The 16,349-nt window shown below is 71.3% G+C and carries 13 protein-coding genes, 1 tRNA gene and 1 pseudogene; 9 read left to right on the plus strand and 6 right to left on the minus strand.

Translation table 11 applies throughout. The features are described 5' to 3' along the window. Window positions 1-50: 50 nt before the first annotated feature. From M446_RS11900 to uvrA, 3 genes are all read right to left on the minus strand, one after another. A complete protein-coding gene (locus M446_RS11900) occupies window positions 51-1,022 on the minus strand; it encodes a S1C family serine protease (protein WP_012332356.1) in 972 nt (323 codons plus the stop codon). Between the two features lie 234 nt (window positions 1,023-1,256). Further along, window positions 1,257-2,225: a transporter gene (locus M446_RS11905; protein ID WP_012332357.1), complete on the minus strand. Its 969-nt coding sequence runs from the start codon at window positions 2,223-2,225 to the stop codon at window positions 1,257-1,259. Between the two features lie 532 nt (window positions 2,226-2,757). Then, window positions 2,758-5,670 carry an excinuclease ABC subunit UvrA gene (gene uvrA, locus M446_RS11910; protein ID WP_012332358.1) on the minus strand — a complete coding sequence of 971 codons (2,913 nt, stop codon included), beginning with the start codon at window positions 5,668-5,670 and terminating at the stop codon, window positions 2,758-2,760. A 756-nt stretch (window positions 5,671-6,426) separates the two neighbouring features. On the opposite strand from uvrA, the gene sppA reads away from it, so the two are divergent. The 4 genes from sppA to M446_RS11930 all read left to right on the plus strand — a co-directional run bounded on the left by sppA (window position 6,427) and on the right by M446_RS11930 (window position 9,126). Continuing rightward, window positions 6,427-7,392: a signal peptide peptidase SppA gene (gene sppA, locus M446_RS11915; protein ID WP_012332359.1), complete on the plus strand. Its 966-nt coding sequence runs from the start codon at window positions 6,427-6,429 to the stop codon at window positions 7,390-7,392. Between the two features lie 71 nt (window positions 7,393-7,463). Then, on the plus strand, window positions 7,464-7,784 hold the full coding sequence (gene ihfB / locus M446_RS11920) for an integration host factor subunit beta (RefSeq protein WP_012332360.1): 321 nt from the start codon (window positions 7,464-7,466) through the stop codon (window positions 7,782-7,784). A gap of 42 nt (window positions 7,785-7,826) precedes the next feature. Further along, window positions 7,827-8,165, plus strand: coding sequence for a LapA family protein (locus tag M446_RS11925; protein ID WP_012332361.1), 339 nt, complete (start codon window positions 7,827-7,829; stop codon window positions 8,163-8,165). 13 nt (window positions 8,166-8,178) lie between these two features. Further along, window positions 8,179-9,126 carry an ornithine cyclodeaminase family protein gene (locus M446_RS11930; RefSeq protein WP_012332362.1) on the plus strand — a complete coding sequence of 316 codons (948 nt, stop codon included), beginning with the start codon at window positions 8,179-8,181 and terminating at the stop codon, window positions 9,124-9,126. Window positions 9,127-9,165: 39 nt separating this feature from the next. Here the strand turns inward: M446_RS11930 and M446_RS11935 are convergent, their stop codons facing one another. Both M446_RS11935 and M446_RS11940 read right to left on the minus strand, forming a co-directional pair. Continuing rightward, window positions 9,166-9,462 (minus strand): hypothetical protein, encoded by a 297-nt coding sequence (locus tag M446_RS11935; RefSeq protein ID WP_012332363.1) that lies wholly within the window; start codon window positions 9,460-9,462, stop codon window positions 9,166-9,168. A 66-nt stretch (window positions 9,463-9,528) separates the two neighbouring features. Further along, window positions 9,529-9,987: an Hsp20 family protein gene (locus M446_RS11940; protein WP_043701142.1), complete on the minus strand. Its 459-nt coding sequence runs from the start codon at window positions 9,985-9,987 to the stop codon at window positions 9,529-9,531. 181 nt (window positions 9,988-10,168) lie between these two features. Between M446_RS11940 and M446_RS11945 the strand changes: the two genes are divergently transcribed. The 4 genes from M446_RS11945 (at window position 10,169) to M446_RS11965 (ending at window position 13,487) form a co-directional block, all read left to right on the plus strand. Beyond that, window positions 10,169-10,846 (plus strand): phosphoribosylanthranilate isomerase, encoded by a 678-nt coding sequence (locus tag M446_RS11945; RefSeq protein ID WP_012332365.1) that lies wholly within the window; start codon window positions 10,169-10,171, stop codon window positions 10,844-10,846. A gap of 115 nt (window positions 10,847-10,961) precedes the next feature. After that, the gene (gene trpB, locus M446_RS11950) at window positions 10,962-12,182 is read left to right on the plus strand and encodes a tryptophan synthase subunit beta (RefSeq protein ID WP_012332366.1); all 1,221 of its coding nucleotides are present in this window, start codon (window positions 10,962-10,964) and stop codon (window positions 12,180-12,182) included. Window positions 12,183-12,323: 141 nt separating this feature from the next. After that, window positions 12,324-12,400: transfer RNA gene (locus tag M446_RS11955), tRNA-Met, on the plus strand. 874 nt (window positions 12,401-13,274) lie between these two features. Next, complete coding sequence (locus tag M446_RS11965) at window positions 13,275-13,487, plus strand: hypothetical protein (protein ID WP_043701145.1); 213 nt, start codon at window positions 13,275-13,277, stop codon at window positions 13,485-13,487. A 42-nt stretch (window positions 13,488-13,529) separates the two neighbouring features. On the opposite strand, the pseudogene M446_RS34195 reads toward M446_RS11965, so the two are convergent. Next, window positions 13,530-14,912 (minus strand): annotated as a pseudogene (locus M446_RS34195) (IS1182-like element ISMtsp10 family transposase); the annotation flags it as partial. A 202-nt stretch (window positions 14,913-15,114) separates the two neighbouring features. On the opposite strand from M446_RS34195, the gene M446_RS11975 reads away from it, so the two are divergent. Beyond that, window positions 15,115-16,128: an IS110-like element ISMtsp9 family transposase gene (locus tag M446_RS11975; protein ID WP_012332367.1), complete on the plus strand. Its 1,014-nt coding sequence runs from the start codon at window positions 15,115-15,117 to the stop codon at window positions 16,126-16,128. Window positions 16,129-16,349 lie beyond the last annotated feature (221 nt).

Genomic DNA, 16,349 nt, shown 5'->3' on the forward strand with positions numbered 1-16,349 from the left:
CATGCTGCACGTGCGAAGGGCAGGCAAAGATCAGGGGAGCCGGATCGCCCTCAGTGGAAGCGGGGCGCGAGCAGGAAGCGCTCGCGGTCGGCCGACTGCACGGTGACGGCGAGGGTGCGGCCGTCGCGCCGGACGGTGAGCGGCACCGCCACCCCGGCCTCGCCGAGGGCCCAGACCTGGCGGAAGAAGCCGCCGAGATCCGGCACGGGCGCGCCCGCCACGTCCAGGACGGTGTCGCCGGAGCGCAGGTCGGCCGCGGCGGCGGGCCCGCTCTTGGCGAGGCCCATCACGACGACCTCGTCGTCGATCTCGGTGGCGTAGAGGCCGAGCCAGGGGCGCGGCGGGCGCGCCACCCGGCCCCGGCTGGTCAGGTCGTCGAGGATCGGCGTGAGCAGGTCGATCGGCACCGCCATGTTGAGGGCCCGCGCCTCGCTGCCGCCCTGCTGCAATTGCAGCGAGCCGATGCCGAGGAGGTCGCCGTTCGGGCCGATCAGCCCGGCCCCGCCCCAGTGGGGGTGGGAGGGTGCCGTGAAGATCGCGTCGTCCAGGACGTATTCCCAGTAGCCCGCGAAGCTCTGGCGGGCCACGACCTTGGCGGCCACCGCGCGGGACCGCCCGCCCGTCCCGGCGAAGATCGCGCCCTGGCCGACCTGCAGCGCGGCCGAGCGGCCGAGCGGCAGGACGGGGCAGTCGAGGCGGCCGAGCGCCTGAACCAGGCCGAAGCCCGTGACCGCGTCGAAGCCGACCACGTGGCCCGGCACGCTGCGGCCGTCCTGCGTCGTCAGCCAGACCGATTCGGCCTCGGTGATGAGGTAGCCGATGGTGAGGACGAGGCCGTCCGCCCCGATCAGCACGCCGTTGCCGGCCCGCTCCGTGCCGAGCGCGTCGGCCGTGAAGGCGCCCTCCGGCACGCGGGCCGAGAGCGACAGCACCGCGGCGAGCGCCCGGTCGAGGTCGAACGCGTAATCGGCCGGCCGCGGCTGCGCCGCGAGGGGAATTTTCCAGTCGCCGGACGGCGCCATTCCGCCACCTCCTCACCGGCGCGCGTGGTCGGCCCGCCGTCCAGCCGAAATAGGTCGCGGCCCGCAAAGCAACACCCGAGCCGGCCGGCGCGAGGCGCCGGCGAAACGAAACACCCGGCGCGAGGCGCCGGCGACACGAAACACCCGGCGCGAGGTACCGGCAAAACGAAACCGCCCGGCACGGGGCCGGGCGGTCGCGAGAGGGTGAGCCGGCGCCGGGCGCCGGCCGCCGGATCAGTACTTGCGGATGATCGGCGCCGGGGCGGGCGCCGGAGCCGCGGCCGCCGTGTAGAGCGGCACGATGATGCGGCCCCACACCTCGGTGTTCTCGGCGCGCGGCACGTCCGTCACGACGTCGCGGGCGACGTAGACCTGCGCCGTGGCGAAGCCGAAATCGTAGCCGACGAGGCCGCCGAGGGCGAAGCGGCCCCGGTTGCCGGCCGCGAGGCTGACCGCCCGCGTGTCGAAGTTGTAGGTGCCGTAGCCGATCGCACCGATCTCGAACTTGCCGAACTTCTTCGTCGCCGTGAGGTCGAGGTTCAGCGAGTCGGAGATGATGAACGGGCCGCGGGTCGGGCCGGCGAGGCCCGGGAACTTGGCCGGCGAGTCGTAGATGTTTGCCGTCAGGTTGGCGGTCAGGTTCCAGCCGTCGCCGGTGTAGCTGCCCGCGATGCCGAACCGGTAGGTGTTCGAGGCGAGCTGGCCGAGAACCGGCGCACCCGCGAAGGTGCCGGCATTGGTGACGAGCACGCCGCGGTCGCCGTTCAGCTCGTTCAGGTAGGTACCACCGAGCAAGCTGACGCCGAAGTTGTTGCCGAGGTCGAAGGCCCAGATCGCGCCGATGAACGTGCCGACGTTGATCGACAGGTCGCGGATGCCGGCCGGACCACCGTTCTTGCCGAAGGCGAAGACGGTCGGCGGGGCGAGGGCGAGTTCGACGCGGCCGCCGCCGAGGACGACCGGGGTCGACCAGACCAGGACCGGGATGTTGACACCGACGTCGACCGGCAGCGCGCCGGGGCCGTTGTCGGGCGTTTGGCGGTACAGGAACGTGTTGATCGCGTAGACACCTTCCGGCAGCGGAGCACCGACCGCCAGACCCACCTGCTCACCCGGCACCGTCGTCGTCTGTGCGAACGCGCCCGTCGCCGTGAAGCCCAGAGAGAGAGCAGCCGCCCCCGCGGCGAGCCATTGCTTGACCATCTAAAGTTTCCTTCCCGCCGGTGCAGGCTGGCCCTTAGCTCTTCTCTCGACTGACAAGGACACCGCCTGCTTTTGCTACAGGCTTCGGCCGTCGCCGTCTCGAGCGCCCCTTCCAGCCCCGACACAGTCTGAACGATTTGATTTTTGTACAGCCACGCTCGGAACGCCAGCGGAATGCCCGGCCTGAAGGCAGTTGCGCTCGAACCGTTGCGCAAAAGTCGCAATTCGGTCACAGGCGGGGCGTGCATCGACTAGCAGCGCCGCAAACCCAATTGATCGAGAAAGCCCGGCTTGCGGCTGACGCGGCCTGTCCTTTGGTCGAAGTCGCGGGCATTTGCGGTCGTTTTCGCGGCCCCGGGCGTGCGCGGCCGGCCCGGAGCGACCCGGGCCGCGCGGACGCGGCCCCGCGCCGGCCCGGGCTCGGCAGATGTGCCACACCGGGCCGCACGGCCGCACGCATCCGCGCGCGGGCCCGCGCCGCCTCCCGAGCTCCGCGCTCGCGGCTTCCGCGCTCCCTTCGGGCGGGCCGCCCCTATTCCGCCGCCTGCTTGCCCGGCCGGGCGGGGCGCCGCGCCAGCACCTCGCGCAGGAAGCGGCCGGTATGGCTGGCCTTCGCCCGCGCGATCGCCTCCGGCGTGCCCTGGGCCACGATCGTGCCGCCGCCGTCGCCGCCCTCCGGGCCCATGTCGATCACCCAGTCGGCGGTCTTGATCACCTCCAGGTTGTGCTCGATGACCACGACCGTGTTGCCCTGGTCCACGAGCTCGTGGAGCACCTCCATGAGCTTGGCGACGTCGTGGAAATGCAGGCCGGTGGTCGGCTCGTCGAGGATGTAGAGCGTGCGGCCGGTGGCGCGCTTGGAGAGCTCCTTCGAGAGCTTCACGCGCTGCGCCTCGCCGCCCGAGAGGGTGGTCGCCTGCTGGCCGACATGGACGTAGCCCAGCCCGACCCGGGCCAGGGTCTCGAGCTTGTCGCGGATCGCCGGCACGGCCTTGAACAGCTCCGCCGCCTCCTCGACGGTCATGTCGAGGACGTCCGCGATCGAGCGCTCGCGGTACTTCACCTCCAGGGTCTCGCGATCGTAGCGCTTGCCCTTGCAGACGTCGCAGGTCACGTAGACGTCCGGCAGGAAGTGCATCTCGATCTTGATGACGCCGTCGCCCGAGCAGGCCTCGCAGCGCCCGCCCTTGACGTTGAACGAGAACCGCCCCGGCTGGTAGCCGCGGGCCTTGGCCTCGGGCAGGCCGGCGAACCAGTCGCGGATCGGCGTGAAGGCGCCGATATAGGTCGCCGGGTTGGAGCGCGGCGTGCGGCCGATCGGCGACTGGTCGATGTCGATGACCTTGTCGAGGAATTCGAGGCTCTCGATCCGCTCGAAGGGCGCCGGATGCTCGACCGCGCCGTTGAGCTTGCGCGCCACCGCCTTGTAGAGCGTGTCGATGACGAGGGTGGACTTGCCGCCCCCCGACACGCCCGTCACGCAGGTGAAGGTGCCGAGGGGAAACTCCGCCGTCACGTCCTTGAGGTTGTTGCCGCGCGCGCCGACGAGGCGCAGCATGCGGTCCTTGCGGATCTTGCGCCGGGCCGCCGGCATCCGCACCGCGAGCTCCCCCGTCAGGTACTTGGCGGTGAGCGAATTCGGGTCGGCGAGGAGCTGCTGGGGCGTGCCCTTGGCGACGATCTGCCCGCCATGGATGCCGGCCCCCGGCCCGACATCGACGACGTAGTCGGCCTGCAGGATCGCGTCCTCGTCGTGCTCGACCACGATCACCGAATTGCCGAGGTCGCGCAGGCGCTTCAGGGTGCCGAGCAGGCGCTCGTTGTCGCGCTGGTGCAGGCCGATCGAGGGCTCGTCGAGCACGTAGAGCACGCCCGTGAGGCCCGAGCCGATCTGCGAGGCGAGGCGGATGCGCTGGCTCTCGCCGCCCGACAGCGAGCCCGAGCCGCGGGCGAGCGTCAGGTATTCGAGCCCGACATCGACCAGGAAGGTGAGCCGGTCGCGGATCTCCTTGAGGATGCGCGCGGCGATCTCGTTCTGCTTCGGGGTGAGCTGCGCCGGGAGGTCCGTGAACCAGCCGTGGGCGTCGCGCACCGAGAGCCGCGCCACCTCGGCGATGTCGCGCATCGCCACCTTCACGGCCAGGGCCTCGGGCTTCAGACGCTTGCCGCCGCAGGCCTGGCACGGCGTCTCGGCCATGAAGCGGGCGATGTCCTCGCGGGCCTGATCGCTCTCGGTCTCCCGGTAGCGCCGCTCCAGGTTGGGCACCACGCCCTCGAAGGGCTTCATCACGTCGTAGGCGCGCAGCCCGTCGTTGTAGGAGAAGCGGATCGGGTCCCCGTCGGAGCCGAACAGCACGACCTGCCGCGCCGCCTCCGTCAGCTTCGCCCAGGGCACGTCGGTGCGGAACCGGTAATGGCGGGCGAGGGCCTCCAGGGTCTGGCCGTAATAGGGCGAGGTCGACTTCGCCCAGGGCGCGATGGCGCCGCGCTCCAGGCTCAGCGCCTCGTCGGCGATGACCAAGATCGGGTCGATGCGCATCTCGTGGCCGATGCCGCCGCAGGTCGGGCAGGCGCCGAACGGGTTGTTGAACGAGAACAGCCGCGGCTCGATCTCCGGGATGGTGAAGCCGGAGACCGGGCAGGCGAAGCGCGACGAGAACACGATCCGCTCCGGCGCGCCGCCCTCGGGCGCGTCGGCGAGTTCGATCACCGCGATCCCGTCCGCGAGATCGAGCGCCGTCTCGAAGGAATCGGCCAGGCGGGCGGCCATGTCGGGCCGCACCACGATCCGGTCGACCACCACGTCGATGTCGTGCTTGAGCTTCTTGTCGAGCCGGGGCACGTCGTCGATCGGGTAGTATTCGCCGTCGACGCGCAGGCGCTGGAAGCCCTTCTGCTGGAACTCGGCGATCTCCTTGCGGTACTCGCCCTTGCGCCCGCGCACCACCGGCGCCAGCAGGTAGGCGCGGGTCTTCTCCGGCAGGGCCAGCACCCGGTCGACCATCTGCGACACGGTCTGGCTCTCGATCGGCAGCCCGGTCGCGGGCGAGTAGGGGATCCCGGCCCGCGCCCACAGCAGGCGCATGTAGTCGTAGATCTCCGTCACGGTGCCGACCGTCGAGCGCGGGTTCTTCGAGGTCGTCTTCTGCTCGATCGAGATGGCGGGCGACAGGCCGTCGATCTGGTCGACGTCGGGCTTGGCCATCATCTCCAGGAACTGGCGGGCATAGGCCGAGAGCGACTCGACGTAGCGGCGCTGCCCCTCGGCGTAGATGGTGTCGAAGGCGAGCGAGGACTTGCCCGAGCCCGACAGCCCGGTGAAGACGACGAGCTTGTCGCGCGGGATGACGAGGTCGACGTTCTTGAGGTTGTGCTCGCGGGCGCCGCGCACCGCGATGACGCGGCCCTCCGCCGCACGGTCGAAAAACGTGTCGAGAGAAGCCATGCGGAGGCTCGCAGCGCAGCCGGGAAGGGGAGCGTCGGACCGGCGCCGGCAGGGTCCGGACCGGCCGTTCGTCGGCGAAGATGGGAGCGGATGCGCCGCCCGCCAACCCGCGTGCTAGAACAAAATACGTACAACAGCAACCGGGCCGCGCGACTCGGCACGGTTGCTGCGCGGGCGCGACCCGCGCACCGGCAGCATCCGACCATCCGCCCCGCACGACGGTCGTCGAAGCGTGGAGTCAGCCGGCACAACAGCGCGGGCGCGCGCCGGACCCGGCTGATTGCTATGGCAGGGCGGCCTCAGGGCGGACCTATACCTCTCCTATACAGCGGAGCGACGGTGAGCGCGCGCCACGGCCGCGCGTTCCGTCCGGAGGTTGCTGCAACCTTGCCGTGCATGCGCCCGCCGTCGCGGCCGCCCACCGCACACGGCCCGCGCGCCTCGCGAGGGGGATCCTCGGCGGCGCGCGCCCGATGCGCATTCCAACCGCGCATGCGCCCTGCGGCGCGACGTCCGACCCGATCCCGGCGCCGCGTCCCGCCGGCCGGCGCGGACGCGCCCGGAATTCGGGCGCCGCCCCGATTTCCCGTCGCTCCCGCTCTTGCCGCTGCGCGACGGGCGGGGGTAGAACTGCGCCGCGGAGCGAGGCCCACCAAGGACTTGGCCCGAGGAGTCGGGTACCGGACGGGGCCCGGCACCCGGGCCGCCGGTCGGGACCGCGCCTCGCGAGTGTGTGACGAAGGAAACGGGCGCCGCATGGCCATCGATGCCGAACTCCTCCTCGACCGACGCGCCTTGCGCCGGAAGCTCTCGTTCTGGCGCGTGGTCGGCATCGGAGCCCTGATCGTCGCCGTGGGGGCGATCGGCCTGCGGGCCGCCGGGAGCCGCGGCCCCTTCCCGGCCATCACCCCGCAGATCGCCCGAATCACCGTCGACGGCTTCATCGCCGGCAGCGACAAGACCCGCGACCTGATGAAGCGCGTGGGCGATTCCTCCGCGGTGTCGGGGGTGATCGTGTCGATCAACTCGCCGGGCGGCACCACGACGGGCTCCGAGGAGCTCTTCCGCAACCTGCGCCAGCTCGCCGAGAAGAAGCCGGTCGTGGCCTTCGTGGACGGGACGGCGGCCTCGGGCGCCTACATCACGGCGCTCGCCGCCGATCACATCGTGGCGCGGGAGACCTCGCTCGTCGGCTCGATCGGCGTGCTGTTCCAGTACCCCGACCTCTCGGGCCTCCTCGACAAGGTCGGGGTGCGGGTCGAGGAGGTGAAGTCCTCGCCCCTCAAGGCGGAGCCGAGCGGCTTCCACCCGACCTCGCCAGAGGCGCGGGCGGCGCTGCAGGCGATCGTGGGCGACACCTACGCGTGGTTCAAGAACCTCGTCGCCGAGCGGCGCAGGATGTCCGAGGCCGAGCTCGCCGCCGTGTCGGACGGCCGGGTGTTCAGCGGCCGCCAGGGCGTGGCGCTCAAGCTCGTGGACGAGACCGGCAACGAGAAGCAGGCGGTCGCCTGGCTCGAGCGCGAGCGGCACGTGACGAAGGACCTGCCGATCCGCGATTGGAAGCCGCGCAGCGACCGCAGCTTCGACCTGCTCTCCGCTGCCTCGCTCCTGGGCCTGGAGGACGTGGCGGCGGGGCTGCGGCGGACCTCCGGGGAGGCCGCCGCCCTGGCCCAGGGGGGCTTGCTCGCCGTGTGGCGGCCCGGCGCGGCGCCGACGCCCTGACACCCCGCTGGTCCGCCCCGGCCCGGTGGGGCGGGGTGCCACGTCGAGATGCGCGCGAGGCCCTATTCCCGATGATCAAGTCCGAGCTCGTCCTCAAGATCGCCGAGCAGAACCCGCACCTCTATCAGAGGGACGTCGAGAGCATCGTCAACGCGATCCTCGACACGATCGCCGACGCGCTGGCCCGCGGCGACCGGGTGGAGCTGCGCGGCTTCGGCGCCTTCTCGGTCAAGCGCCGCGAGGCGCGGCGGGGCCGCAACCCGCGCACCGGCGCGGCGGTGGCCGTCGCCGAGAAGGCGATCCCGGTCTTCAAGACCGGCAAGGAGATGCGGCTGCGCCTGAACGCCGCCGGGATCGGCGCGGAGACGCGCGAACCGGCGGAAGTGTCCTGACCTGATGTTCCGTTGCGCCCCTCCTCCAACCCGGGCTGACCGATGATCCGCTTCCTCAAGGGCCTGCTCCTGCTTCCCGTTGCCGTCGTGGTCGTGCTGCTCGCGGTGGCGAACCGGCAGGCCGTGACGCTGTCCTTCGATCCCTTCTCGCCGGAGACGCCGGCCTTCAGCCTGACGGTGCCCCTCTACGCCCTGGTCTTCGCGGCGGTCGCCCTCGGCATCCTGATCGGCGGCTGCGGGGCGTGGCTCGGCGAGGGCAAGGTCCGGCGCGACCGGCGCGCGAAGGGCCGCGAGGTCGAGCGCCTGCGCCAGGAGGCCGAGCGGCTGCGCCGCGCCGCCGAGCGCCCCGCCGCCCTGCCGGCGCCCGCGTCCCGCGCCTGAGCGCGCGGCGGCCATGCGGCTGATCTCCGCGGCCGACATCGACGCGGCCCTCACGCCCGCCCGCATCGTCGCTGCGCTGGAGGAGGCGTTCCGGTCGGACGCGGCGGCGCCGCCGCGCCACCTCCACGGCCTGGCGGGGGCGCGGGGCGCGGAGCCCGCGACCCTGCTGCTGATGCCGGCCTGGGACGACCGGCACATCGCCGTGAAGGTGCTGACGCTGCACCCGGACAACGCCGCCCGCGGCCTCGCCACCATCCAGGGCGGGCTGCTGCTGAGCGAGCGCGCGACGGGGCTCACCCTGGCGGCGATCGACGCGCCGCGCCTGACCCTGTGGCGCACGGCCGGCGCCTCGGCCCTCGCCGCCCGCCACCTCGCCCGCCCGGACGCCGCCCGGCTGCTCATGGTGGGAGCCGGGGCGCTCGCCCCCTTCCTGGTCCGCGCGCACGCGGCCGTGCGCCCGATCCGCGACGTGGCGGTCTGGAACCGCCGTCCCGAGCCGGCCCTGCGCCTCGCGGCGGACCTCGCCGCCGAGGGGCTGCCGGCGCGCGCCGTCGAGGATCTGGAGGCGGCGGCGCGGGCGGCCGACCTCATCTCCTGCGCCACCCTCTCGGAGGCGCCGCTGGTGCGTGGGGCGTGGCTGTCGCCCGGCACCCATCTGGATCTGGTCGGCGCCTTCACGCCGCGCATGCGCGAGGTGGACGACGAGGCGCTGCGCCGGGCCGAGATCTACGTCGACACCGCGGACGCCCTCAGCAAGGGCGGGGACGTGGCGGCGGCGCTGGCCTCCGGGGCGATCGCGCCCGGGGCCGTGCGGGGCAGCCTCGCGGATCTCTGCCGCGGCAGCGCGCCCGGGCGCGCTTCGCCCGACGCCGTCACGGCGTTCAAGTCGGTGGGCTCTGCGGTCGAGGACCTCGCCGCGGCGGTGGCGGTCTGGCGCTGGACCGGCGCGGGCGCCGCCTGACGGCGCCGGTCGCCGGGTGCTCCGGCGTCCGGCGGGACGTCAGTGCAGCCGCCGTCCGGATCCGCCCCGGCGCGCGGGAGCGCCTGGGCGTGGGGGAGCGCCCGGGCGGTCGAGGCGGTGCAGGGCGGCGAGGATCGCGTCGATCGACACCGGGGCGGCGCATCCGGGCGGCCGGCGCAGGGCGGGATCCGACTCGACCGCGTGGGCGTCGGAGGCCCACTCCGCCAGGATCGCGCGCTTCTCGGCGAGGCTGAGACCGGGCGCCGCGACGATCGCCTCGGGGTCGGCACCGGGCAGCGGCGCCGCGGATTCGATGGGGACGAGGTCAGGCTGCATCGCGTCTCTCCCGGCGGTGGCGGCCGGGACCGCGCCCGGCCAGGACCCGCATCACGCGGCCCCGCATCACGCGGCCTCGGCGCGGGGGGCGGCCGGGGCCTGCGCGGCCGTCCCGATCGGCACCCGGCGCGGCTTCAGCGTCTCGGGCACCTCGCGCACGAGGTCGATGGCCAGGAGGCCGTGTTCCAGGCGGGCGCCCGTGACGGTGACGTGGTCGGCGAGGCTGAAGCTGTGACGGAAGCTGCGGCCGGCGATCCCCCGGTGGAGGAAGTCGCGGCCCTCCTCGGAGCCGGCCCGCTGGCCGCTGACCAGGAGCGCGGGGCCGGACTGCGTCAGGGTGATCTCGTCGGCGCCGAACCCGGCCACCGCCATGGTGATGCGGTAGCGGTCCTCGGCCAGCTTCTCGATGTCGTAGGGGGGCCAGCCGCTCATCGGCTCGACGCGGCCGGCCTGCTCCATCAGGTCGAACAGGCGGTCGAACCCGACCGTAAGGCGGGAGAGGGGGGAGAGATCGGCATTCCTCATCATCACATCCTCGGCATGAGCAACGTGAGTCCAAGGGCCGCGGGCCATGCGCCCGGCGGCGGCTGCGAGCCTCGACGGGCCTCGCACGCGCGTAACGCGTCGCGCCCGCCGAAGTTCCGCGCGGGCCCCGATCCGCGACGACCCGGTACCGGCTTCCCGGGCCTTGCGCTATAGAAGCCGCATGAGCGCCTCCACCGCCCCCGTCCGCGTCAAGATCTGCGGCCTCAGCACGCCCGAGACGCTCGAGGCGGCGCTCGCGGCCGGGGCGGACCTGATCGGCCTCGTGCATTTCCCGCGGAGCCCGCGCCACGTCGACCTCGCGGCCGGCGCGGCCCTGGCGGCGCGGGCGCGGGGGAGGGCGGAGCGCGTGGTGCTCCTCGTCGATCCCGACGACGCGCTCCTCGACGCGGTGACGGCGGCCCTCGATCCTGACTGGATCCAGCTCCACGGCCGCGAGAGCCCGGAGCGCAGCGCCGCCATCCGGACCCGGAGCGGCCGGCCGGTGATGAAGGCCCTCGGGGTCGCGACCCTGGACGACCTCGCGCCCGTGTCGGCCTACGCGGGGGCGGCGGACCGGATCCTGCTCGACGCGAAGCCGGCGCTGGGCGCGGCCCTGCCGGGGGGCAACGGCCACGCCTTTGACTGGACGCTGATCGGGCGGGCGGGCCTCGCGCCGGGCTTCATGCTCTCGGGCGGCCTGACGCCGCAGAACGTCGGCGAGGCCCTGGCGGTGACGGGGGCGCGGGCGGTCGACGTGTCCTCGGGCGTCGAGCGCGGCCCCGGCCGCAAGGATCCGGAGTTGATCCGGGCCTTCGTGGCGGCCGCGCGGGCCGCCGGGGGGCCGCTCGCGAAGAACTGAAGGCGTGGCGGCAGCACGGGAATTTGCCCTCCGGCCGGATTGGTCCTAAGGCTGCCGCGCGGGTTCGCGCGCACCGGCAGCCCGGCGCCGCCCGCCCTCCCAAGGACAGGCAGCCGTGAACGCTCCCCAGACTCCGAATTCCTTCCGCACCGGCCCCGACGAGCGCGGCCGCTTCGGCATCTTCGGCGGCCGCTTCGTGGCCGAGACGCTGATGCCCAACATCCTCGAACTGGAGCGGGCCTACGCGGAAGCCAAGGCCGACCCGGCCTTCCAGGGCGAGATGAACGCCTACCTCACCCACTACGTCGGCCGGCCGAGCCCGCTCTACTTCGCCGAGCGGCTCTCCGCGCATTTCGGCGGCGCCAAGATCTACTTCAAGCGCGAGGAGCTGAACCACACCGGCTCGCACAAGGTGAACAACGTGCTGGGCCAGATCCTGCTCGCCCGGCGCATGGGCAAGCCGCGCATCATCGCCGAGACCGGGGCCGGCCAGCACGGGGTGGCGACGGCCACGCTCTGCGCCCGCTTCGGCCTGAAATGCGTCGTCTACATGGGCGCGGTCGACGTGGAGCGGCAGAAGCCGAACGTCTTCCGCATGAAGATGCTGGGCGCCGAGGTGGTGCCGGTGCAGTCGGGCACCCGCACCCTCAAGGACGCGATGAACGAGGCCCTGCGCGACTGGGTGACGAACGTCGCCGACACCTTCTACTGCATCGGTACGGTGGCGGGCCCGCACCCCTATCCGGCGATGGTGCGGGATTTCCAGTCGGTGATCGGCCGCGAGACGCGCGAGCAGATGCTGGCCCAGGAGGGGCGGCTGCCTGATTCCCTGGTCGCCTGCATCGGCGGCGGCTCGAACGCGATGGGCCTGTTCCACCCCTTCCTGGACGACCGCGAGATCGAGATCTACGGGGTCGAGGCGGCGGGCCACGGCGTCTCCTCGGGGCTGCACGCGGCCTCGCTGACCGGCGGCAAGCCCGGCGTGCTGCACGGCAACCGCACCTACCTGCTGATGAATGAGGACGGCCAGATCGCGGACGCGCACTCGATCTCGGCCGGCCTCGACTATCCGGGCATCGGCCCGGAGCACGCGTGGCTGCACGAGGTCGGCCGGGTGACCTACCTGTCGGCGACCGACAGCGAGACGCTGGAGGCCTTCCGGCTGTGCTCCCTGATGGAGGGCATCATCCCGGCCCTGGAGCCGGCCCACGCCCTCGCCAAGGTGGCCGAACTCGCGCCGACGAAGCCGCGCGACCACCTGATGGTGGTCAACCTCTCGGGCCGGGGCGACAAGGACATCCCGCAGGTGGCCGAGATCCTCGGCGACGCCCTCTGACCCGCCCGGGACGGGGATCCCGGCGGCGATCCCGGGCGCGGCGGCCGACCTGTTCGGAAAGCCGCGACGGTTCCTTGACAGGCCGCGCCGGACCTCCCTATATCGCGCCACCGCGACGCTGGAGCCCTCCGGCGCCGCCGCGGCGGAGTAGCTCAGCTGGTTAGAGCAGAGGAATCATAATCCTTGTGTCGGGGGTTCGAGTCCCTCCTCCGCTACCACCCGTTTAGCCCGCTTGGTCAATGACTTAGCGGGCTTTTTGATGCCCGATCCCTGGCCAGAGTGTGTTGCAATGGGCTTCAACACGCCCCTTGATTTTACAAGGGGTTACAACCGGGCGGCCGCGGCTCCGTGCAACACAGATGCAACACGAAAACGGAGTCCTATCGGGAACACGAATGGTGGCTTGAGAGCTCGCGAGAAGGGGCGTCCGCCTAGCAGGGCAGGGCTGCCCAAGCTGTATCTCACCGCCTCAGGAGCGCTCTATAGCCCGCGAGCCTGGCCCGGCTTCAGGCCGAGGCGTCAGCATTTGGGAGCCATCCGAATCTGGGTAGGATGCTTGGACTACCTCTGCTCCCTCGATCTTCCCTGTTGCGGCCGGGCGTCTCGGCGTACCCACCGCGGCCCCGGAGATTGTCACCTAACAAGGTAGGGTGCGCAGCGCGTCTGCCGCTTGGATGAGCATGGCTACCGCTCATGCTTGCTTAGCGAGCAAGTTGGCACGCGAGAGTGGGAGCGCTCAGACCTACAAACTTTTAATCTGTAGGTCCTGGGTTCGAGTCCCAGCGCGCTCACCAAATATCCCAATGACTTACGCGGGATTTTGGCCCTGTACGAGGGTCCATTTGCTGAACCGGGTAGCTGCGCGGGTAACCGTGAACCGCCTGTGTGTCGTGGGGTAGTGAGCGCCCTGCCGACCGCGCGCTCTCGTTCAGCTTGCGGAGAAGAAGCTTCATACGTGGCGGTGTGGCTCGGTGAGTCGCGGGATCGTGCGGGGCACTTTCAGCTGAGCACAGGAACTCCGAGGAACGTAGCGCCTACAGTGACCTGTGGCGCGAGATCCAGGAGCGCTGCTATCCCGGGACGAGCCGACAGGTGCATCGCTTCGTCGCCGAGCGCCGGACGAGGCCGATCCGATCGGGCCGCAAGCCCCGCCGCGAGAGGGCCGTCACACCGGAGCGGCCGGCGGACATCCGGTTGCCGCTGACAGGCAGCTCGCGTGTCACCCGGCTCAAGCTGATCAAGCGCCAAAGCTACGGACGAGCAGGCCTCGATCTCCTCAGGCGCCGCATGATCCTCGCCGCGTGATCCACGCAAAGTGATATTGGTGGTGAATTCGGCTCGGCACAGTCAGGCTGCAGGCGAGTGCAGCTGTGCAAAGGATGAGTTTGGTGTTCGAGCCTTCGGTTCGTCCGCGAGCCATCGCAGTAGTCGCACCAAGTTCATCGCCGCTGCCGTCATCAGATGAGCCAGGTGCGTCTTTGCGTGTCCGAAGTCGGGCGTTCGCCGCAGCCGAGATGACCGCACGCCTTGTGCAATCGTGCCCTCGACGCCGGCTCGTCGGGCGTACTCGGCTGCGAAGTCGGCGGTCTTCTCCCGCTCCCGCCTGACCCGCAACGCCTCGTGTTGGGCTTCAGGGCGGATCGTGATCGCCCGGCGGGACGAGCGCGAGCGTGTGCAGTCCGGCCGCAGCGAGCAGTCCCGGCAATCGCGGACCGCGAACTTGATCTTGATCACCGGTGTCGTGCCGTGGACGAGCGTGGGCGTCCAGCTCTGGCTTTCCTTCCCGCCCGGACACGTCGCCCGCCGCCGAGCGAAGTCAATGGCGAAGTCCCGTGCGGCGAACCCGTCACCGGCCTGGGCCTGCCACTGCCGGTCACCCCGCGTCGGGCCGACCAGATCGATCCCGTGGCGCGCCTGGGCGTCAACGAACAGCGCCGCGTTCACGAAGCCGGTGTCGGCGATGTGGATCTTGGGCAGCAGATCCCGTGCAGCAAGCGTCGCGTGGATGGTCGAGGTCGTCGCGTCATCCGAGACCGCGGCGGTCGTCGTCTCGACGTGGGTGATCAGGTTCGGGGCGTCATCGTCGCACGTCTCGGTCAGATGCACTTTATAGCCGCTCCACACCGTCGTGCCCTTGCTCGCGGAGCGCGCCTCGCCGTCATACGGCGAGCCGATGTATCGACCCGATGGTGGCAGCTGATGGTTCGTCCGCCATGCGACACGGGTGCCCTCCGGCCCGTCCTCGCGGAGGAAGTTCTGCACCCAGACCCGTCGCAGGGTCTCAAGGGCCGCAGCGTCACGCAGGACGGGTGGGGCGAGAGCCAGCAAGGCGAACCCATCGATCCCAGTCTGCACCGCCCACGCCTGCCGTCCTGCCTGGCTTTTGGGCAGCCGGAACTCGCTCGCTCGGAGCCCGTAGCGTTCGACCCAGGTCGGGGTCGTGCACGTGCGGAGCCAGTCGGGCGCGATCGTCGCCAGTTCGTTCAGCGCGTGGCGCAGTGTTTCCCCGACAACTTCGAGCCGGCTGAGGGTCCGCATCGCTTCAAGGACGTGCGTGGAGTCGCTGCGCTGACGTCCACCGCCTTTCAGGAGCCCGCGCCCTCGTGCCAGTGCGAGCGTCGCGTCGAAGAGCCGACTTTCCGCCCCATGCGCGAGAAGGCGCGTGCGGAACTCGCTCAAGACGGTGTGGTCGAAACCAGCGTCAGCCAGTTCCAGGCACAGCAGGTACTTCTGTACCTGACGACGAGCCGTGCTTCAGTGCGGCTTGGGCGTCCGGCGATCTGAGGTATTTCCGGTCCGACGCAGGCGTAGCTCAGCAACGCCTGTGCCGCGATCGCCGATTGGCACGATCCCGGATGCCCTGTCGCGTTCCTCCGAACAGTCGCTGGGGCTCCGCTCGCGCGGACGCCCGCGTACAGGACAGGATCCGCCCATGCTCAGTCCCGGACTGGTGGCCGGCATCGATGCCGGCAAGCACTTCCTCGATCTCGGCTTCCATCCTGCCGGCAAGCCGATGCGCTGCGACAACAATCCGGCCGGCATCAAGCGCCTGATCGCGGCCTTGCGGCAACGAGGCGTCATTCGCGTCGCCCTGGAGGCGATCGGTCCTTACGCTCAGCCTCTCGTGCATGCCCTCGTTGCCGCCGGCTTCACGGTGGCGCTGATTGATCCGCGACGGGTCAAGGCCTTCCGCACTGCCGAGGGGCTGATCGCCAAGACCGACCGGCTGGACGCGGCGCTGATCGCCCGCTTTGCTCATCGCATGAGCGAGTCTCTGCGCCCGGTTCCCACGGCCGACCAGGTGACCCTCAAGGCTCTGTCGACGCGCCGGCGCCAGCTCACCGAGCTGATCGCCATGGAGAAGACCCGGCTGGCCCAGGCCCTCGATCCGATGATCGTCGACAGCCACCGGGCCGTCCTCGAGGCCCTGACGCGGACTTGTGCCGAGGTTGAAGCCGAGCTCGACCGGCGCATCGCTGCCGACCCGGCCTTGGCCCGTAAGCGCATCATCCTCACCTCGATCCCGGGGATCGGCCGGCGCATCGCCGGCGTGCTGATCACCGATATGCCCGAGCTTGGACGGCTCGACCGCAAGGCCGCCGCGAGCCTGGCTGGCATGGCTCCTCATCCCAGCCAGAGCGGGGCCCATCCCGGCCGCCATGCCATCGCTGGCGGCCGGCCGTGCCTGCGGACTGCCTTCTACATGGCCGGCATGGTCGCCGCACGCGCCTGTCCCGCTTTCCGAAAACCCTATCGCGCCATGAGAGACGCCGGCAAACCGGCCAAGCTCGCCATCGTGGCCACAGGGCGACGCGTCGTGACCCTGGCGAATGCTCTCCTCCGCGCCAACAAAACTTTCGACCAGAGCGACCTGGTGACTTGTCAGGCGACGTCCGGGACGGCTCCCCTGGCGACAACGGGGCAACACCAGCATGCGCTGGCGTGATCGCTGGCTTGATCGGAGGGTCGATGCCTCGCATCGACCCTCCGCCTCATGACCGTTCGCCGGCGGGGGCGGGTCAAGGCCTTGTCGCGCAACGCGCGATGGCGCGGAGCGCCAGCCTTGACGCGCACACGACGGTGAACAACCCGACGCTGGAACGCCTCTCGGGCGGGGCCAGCCATCCTGTTTCTAAGAGGTCAAACCGTCGTATCGCCTCCCAAGGC

This window comes from Methylobacterium sp. 4-46, from assembly GCF_000019365.1.
In the GTDB taxonomy this organism is placed as follows: domain Bacteria; phylum Pseudomonadota; class Alphaproteobacteria; order Rhizobiales; family Beijerinckiaceae; genus Methylobacterium.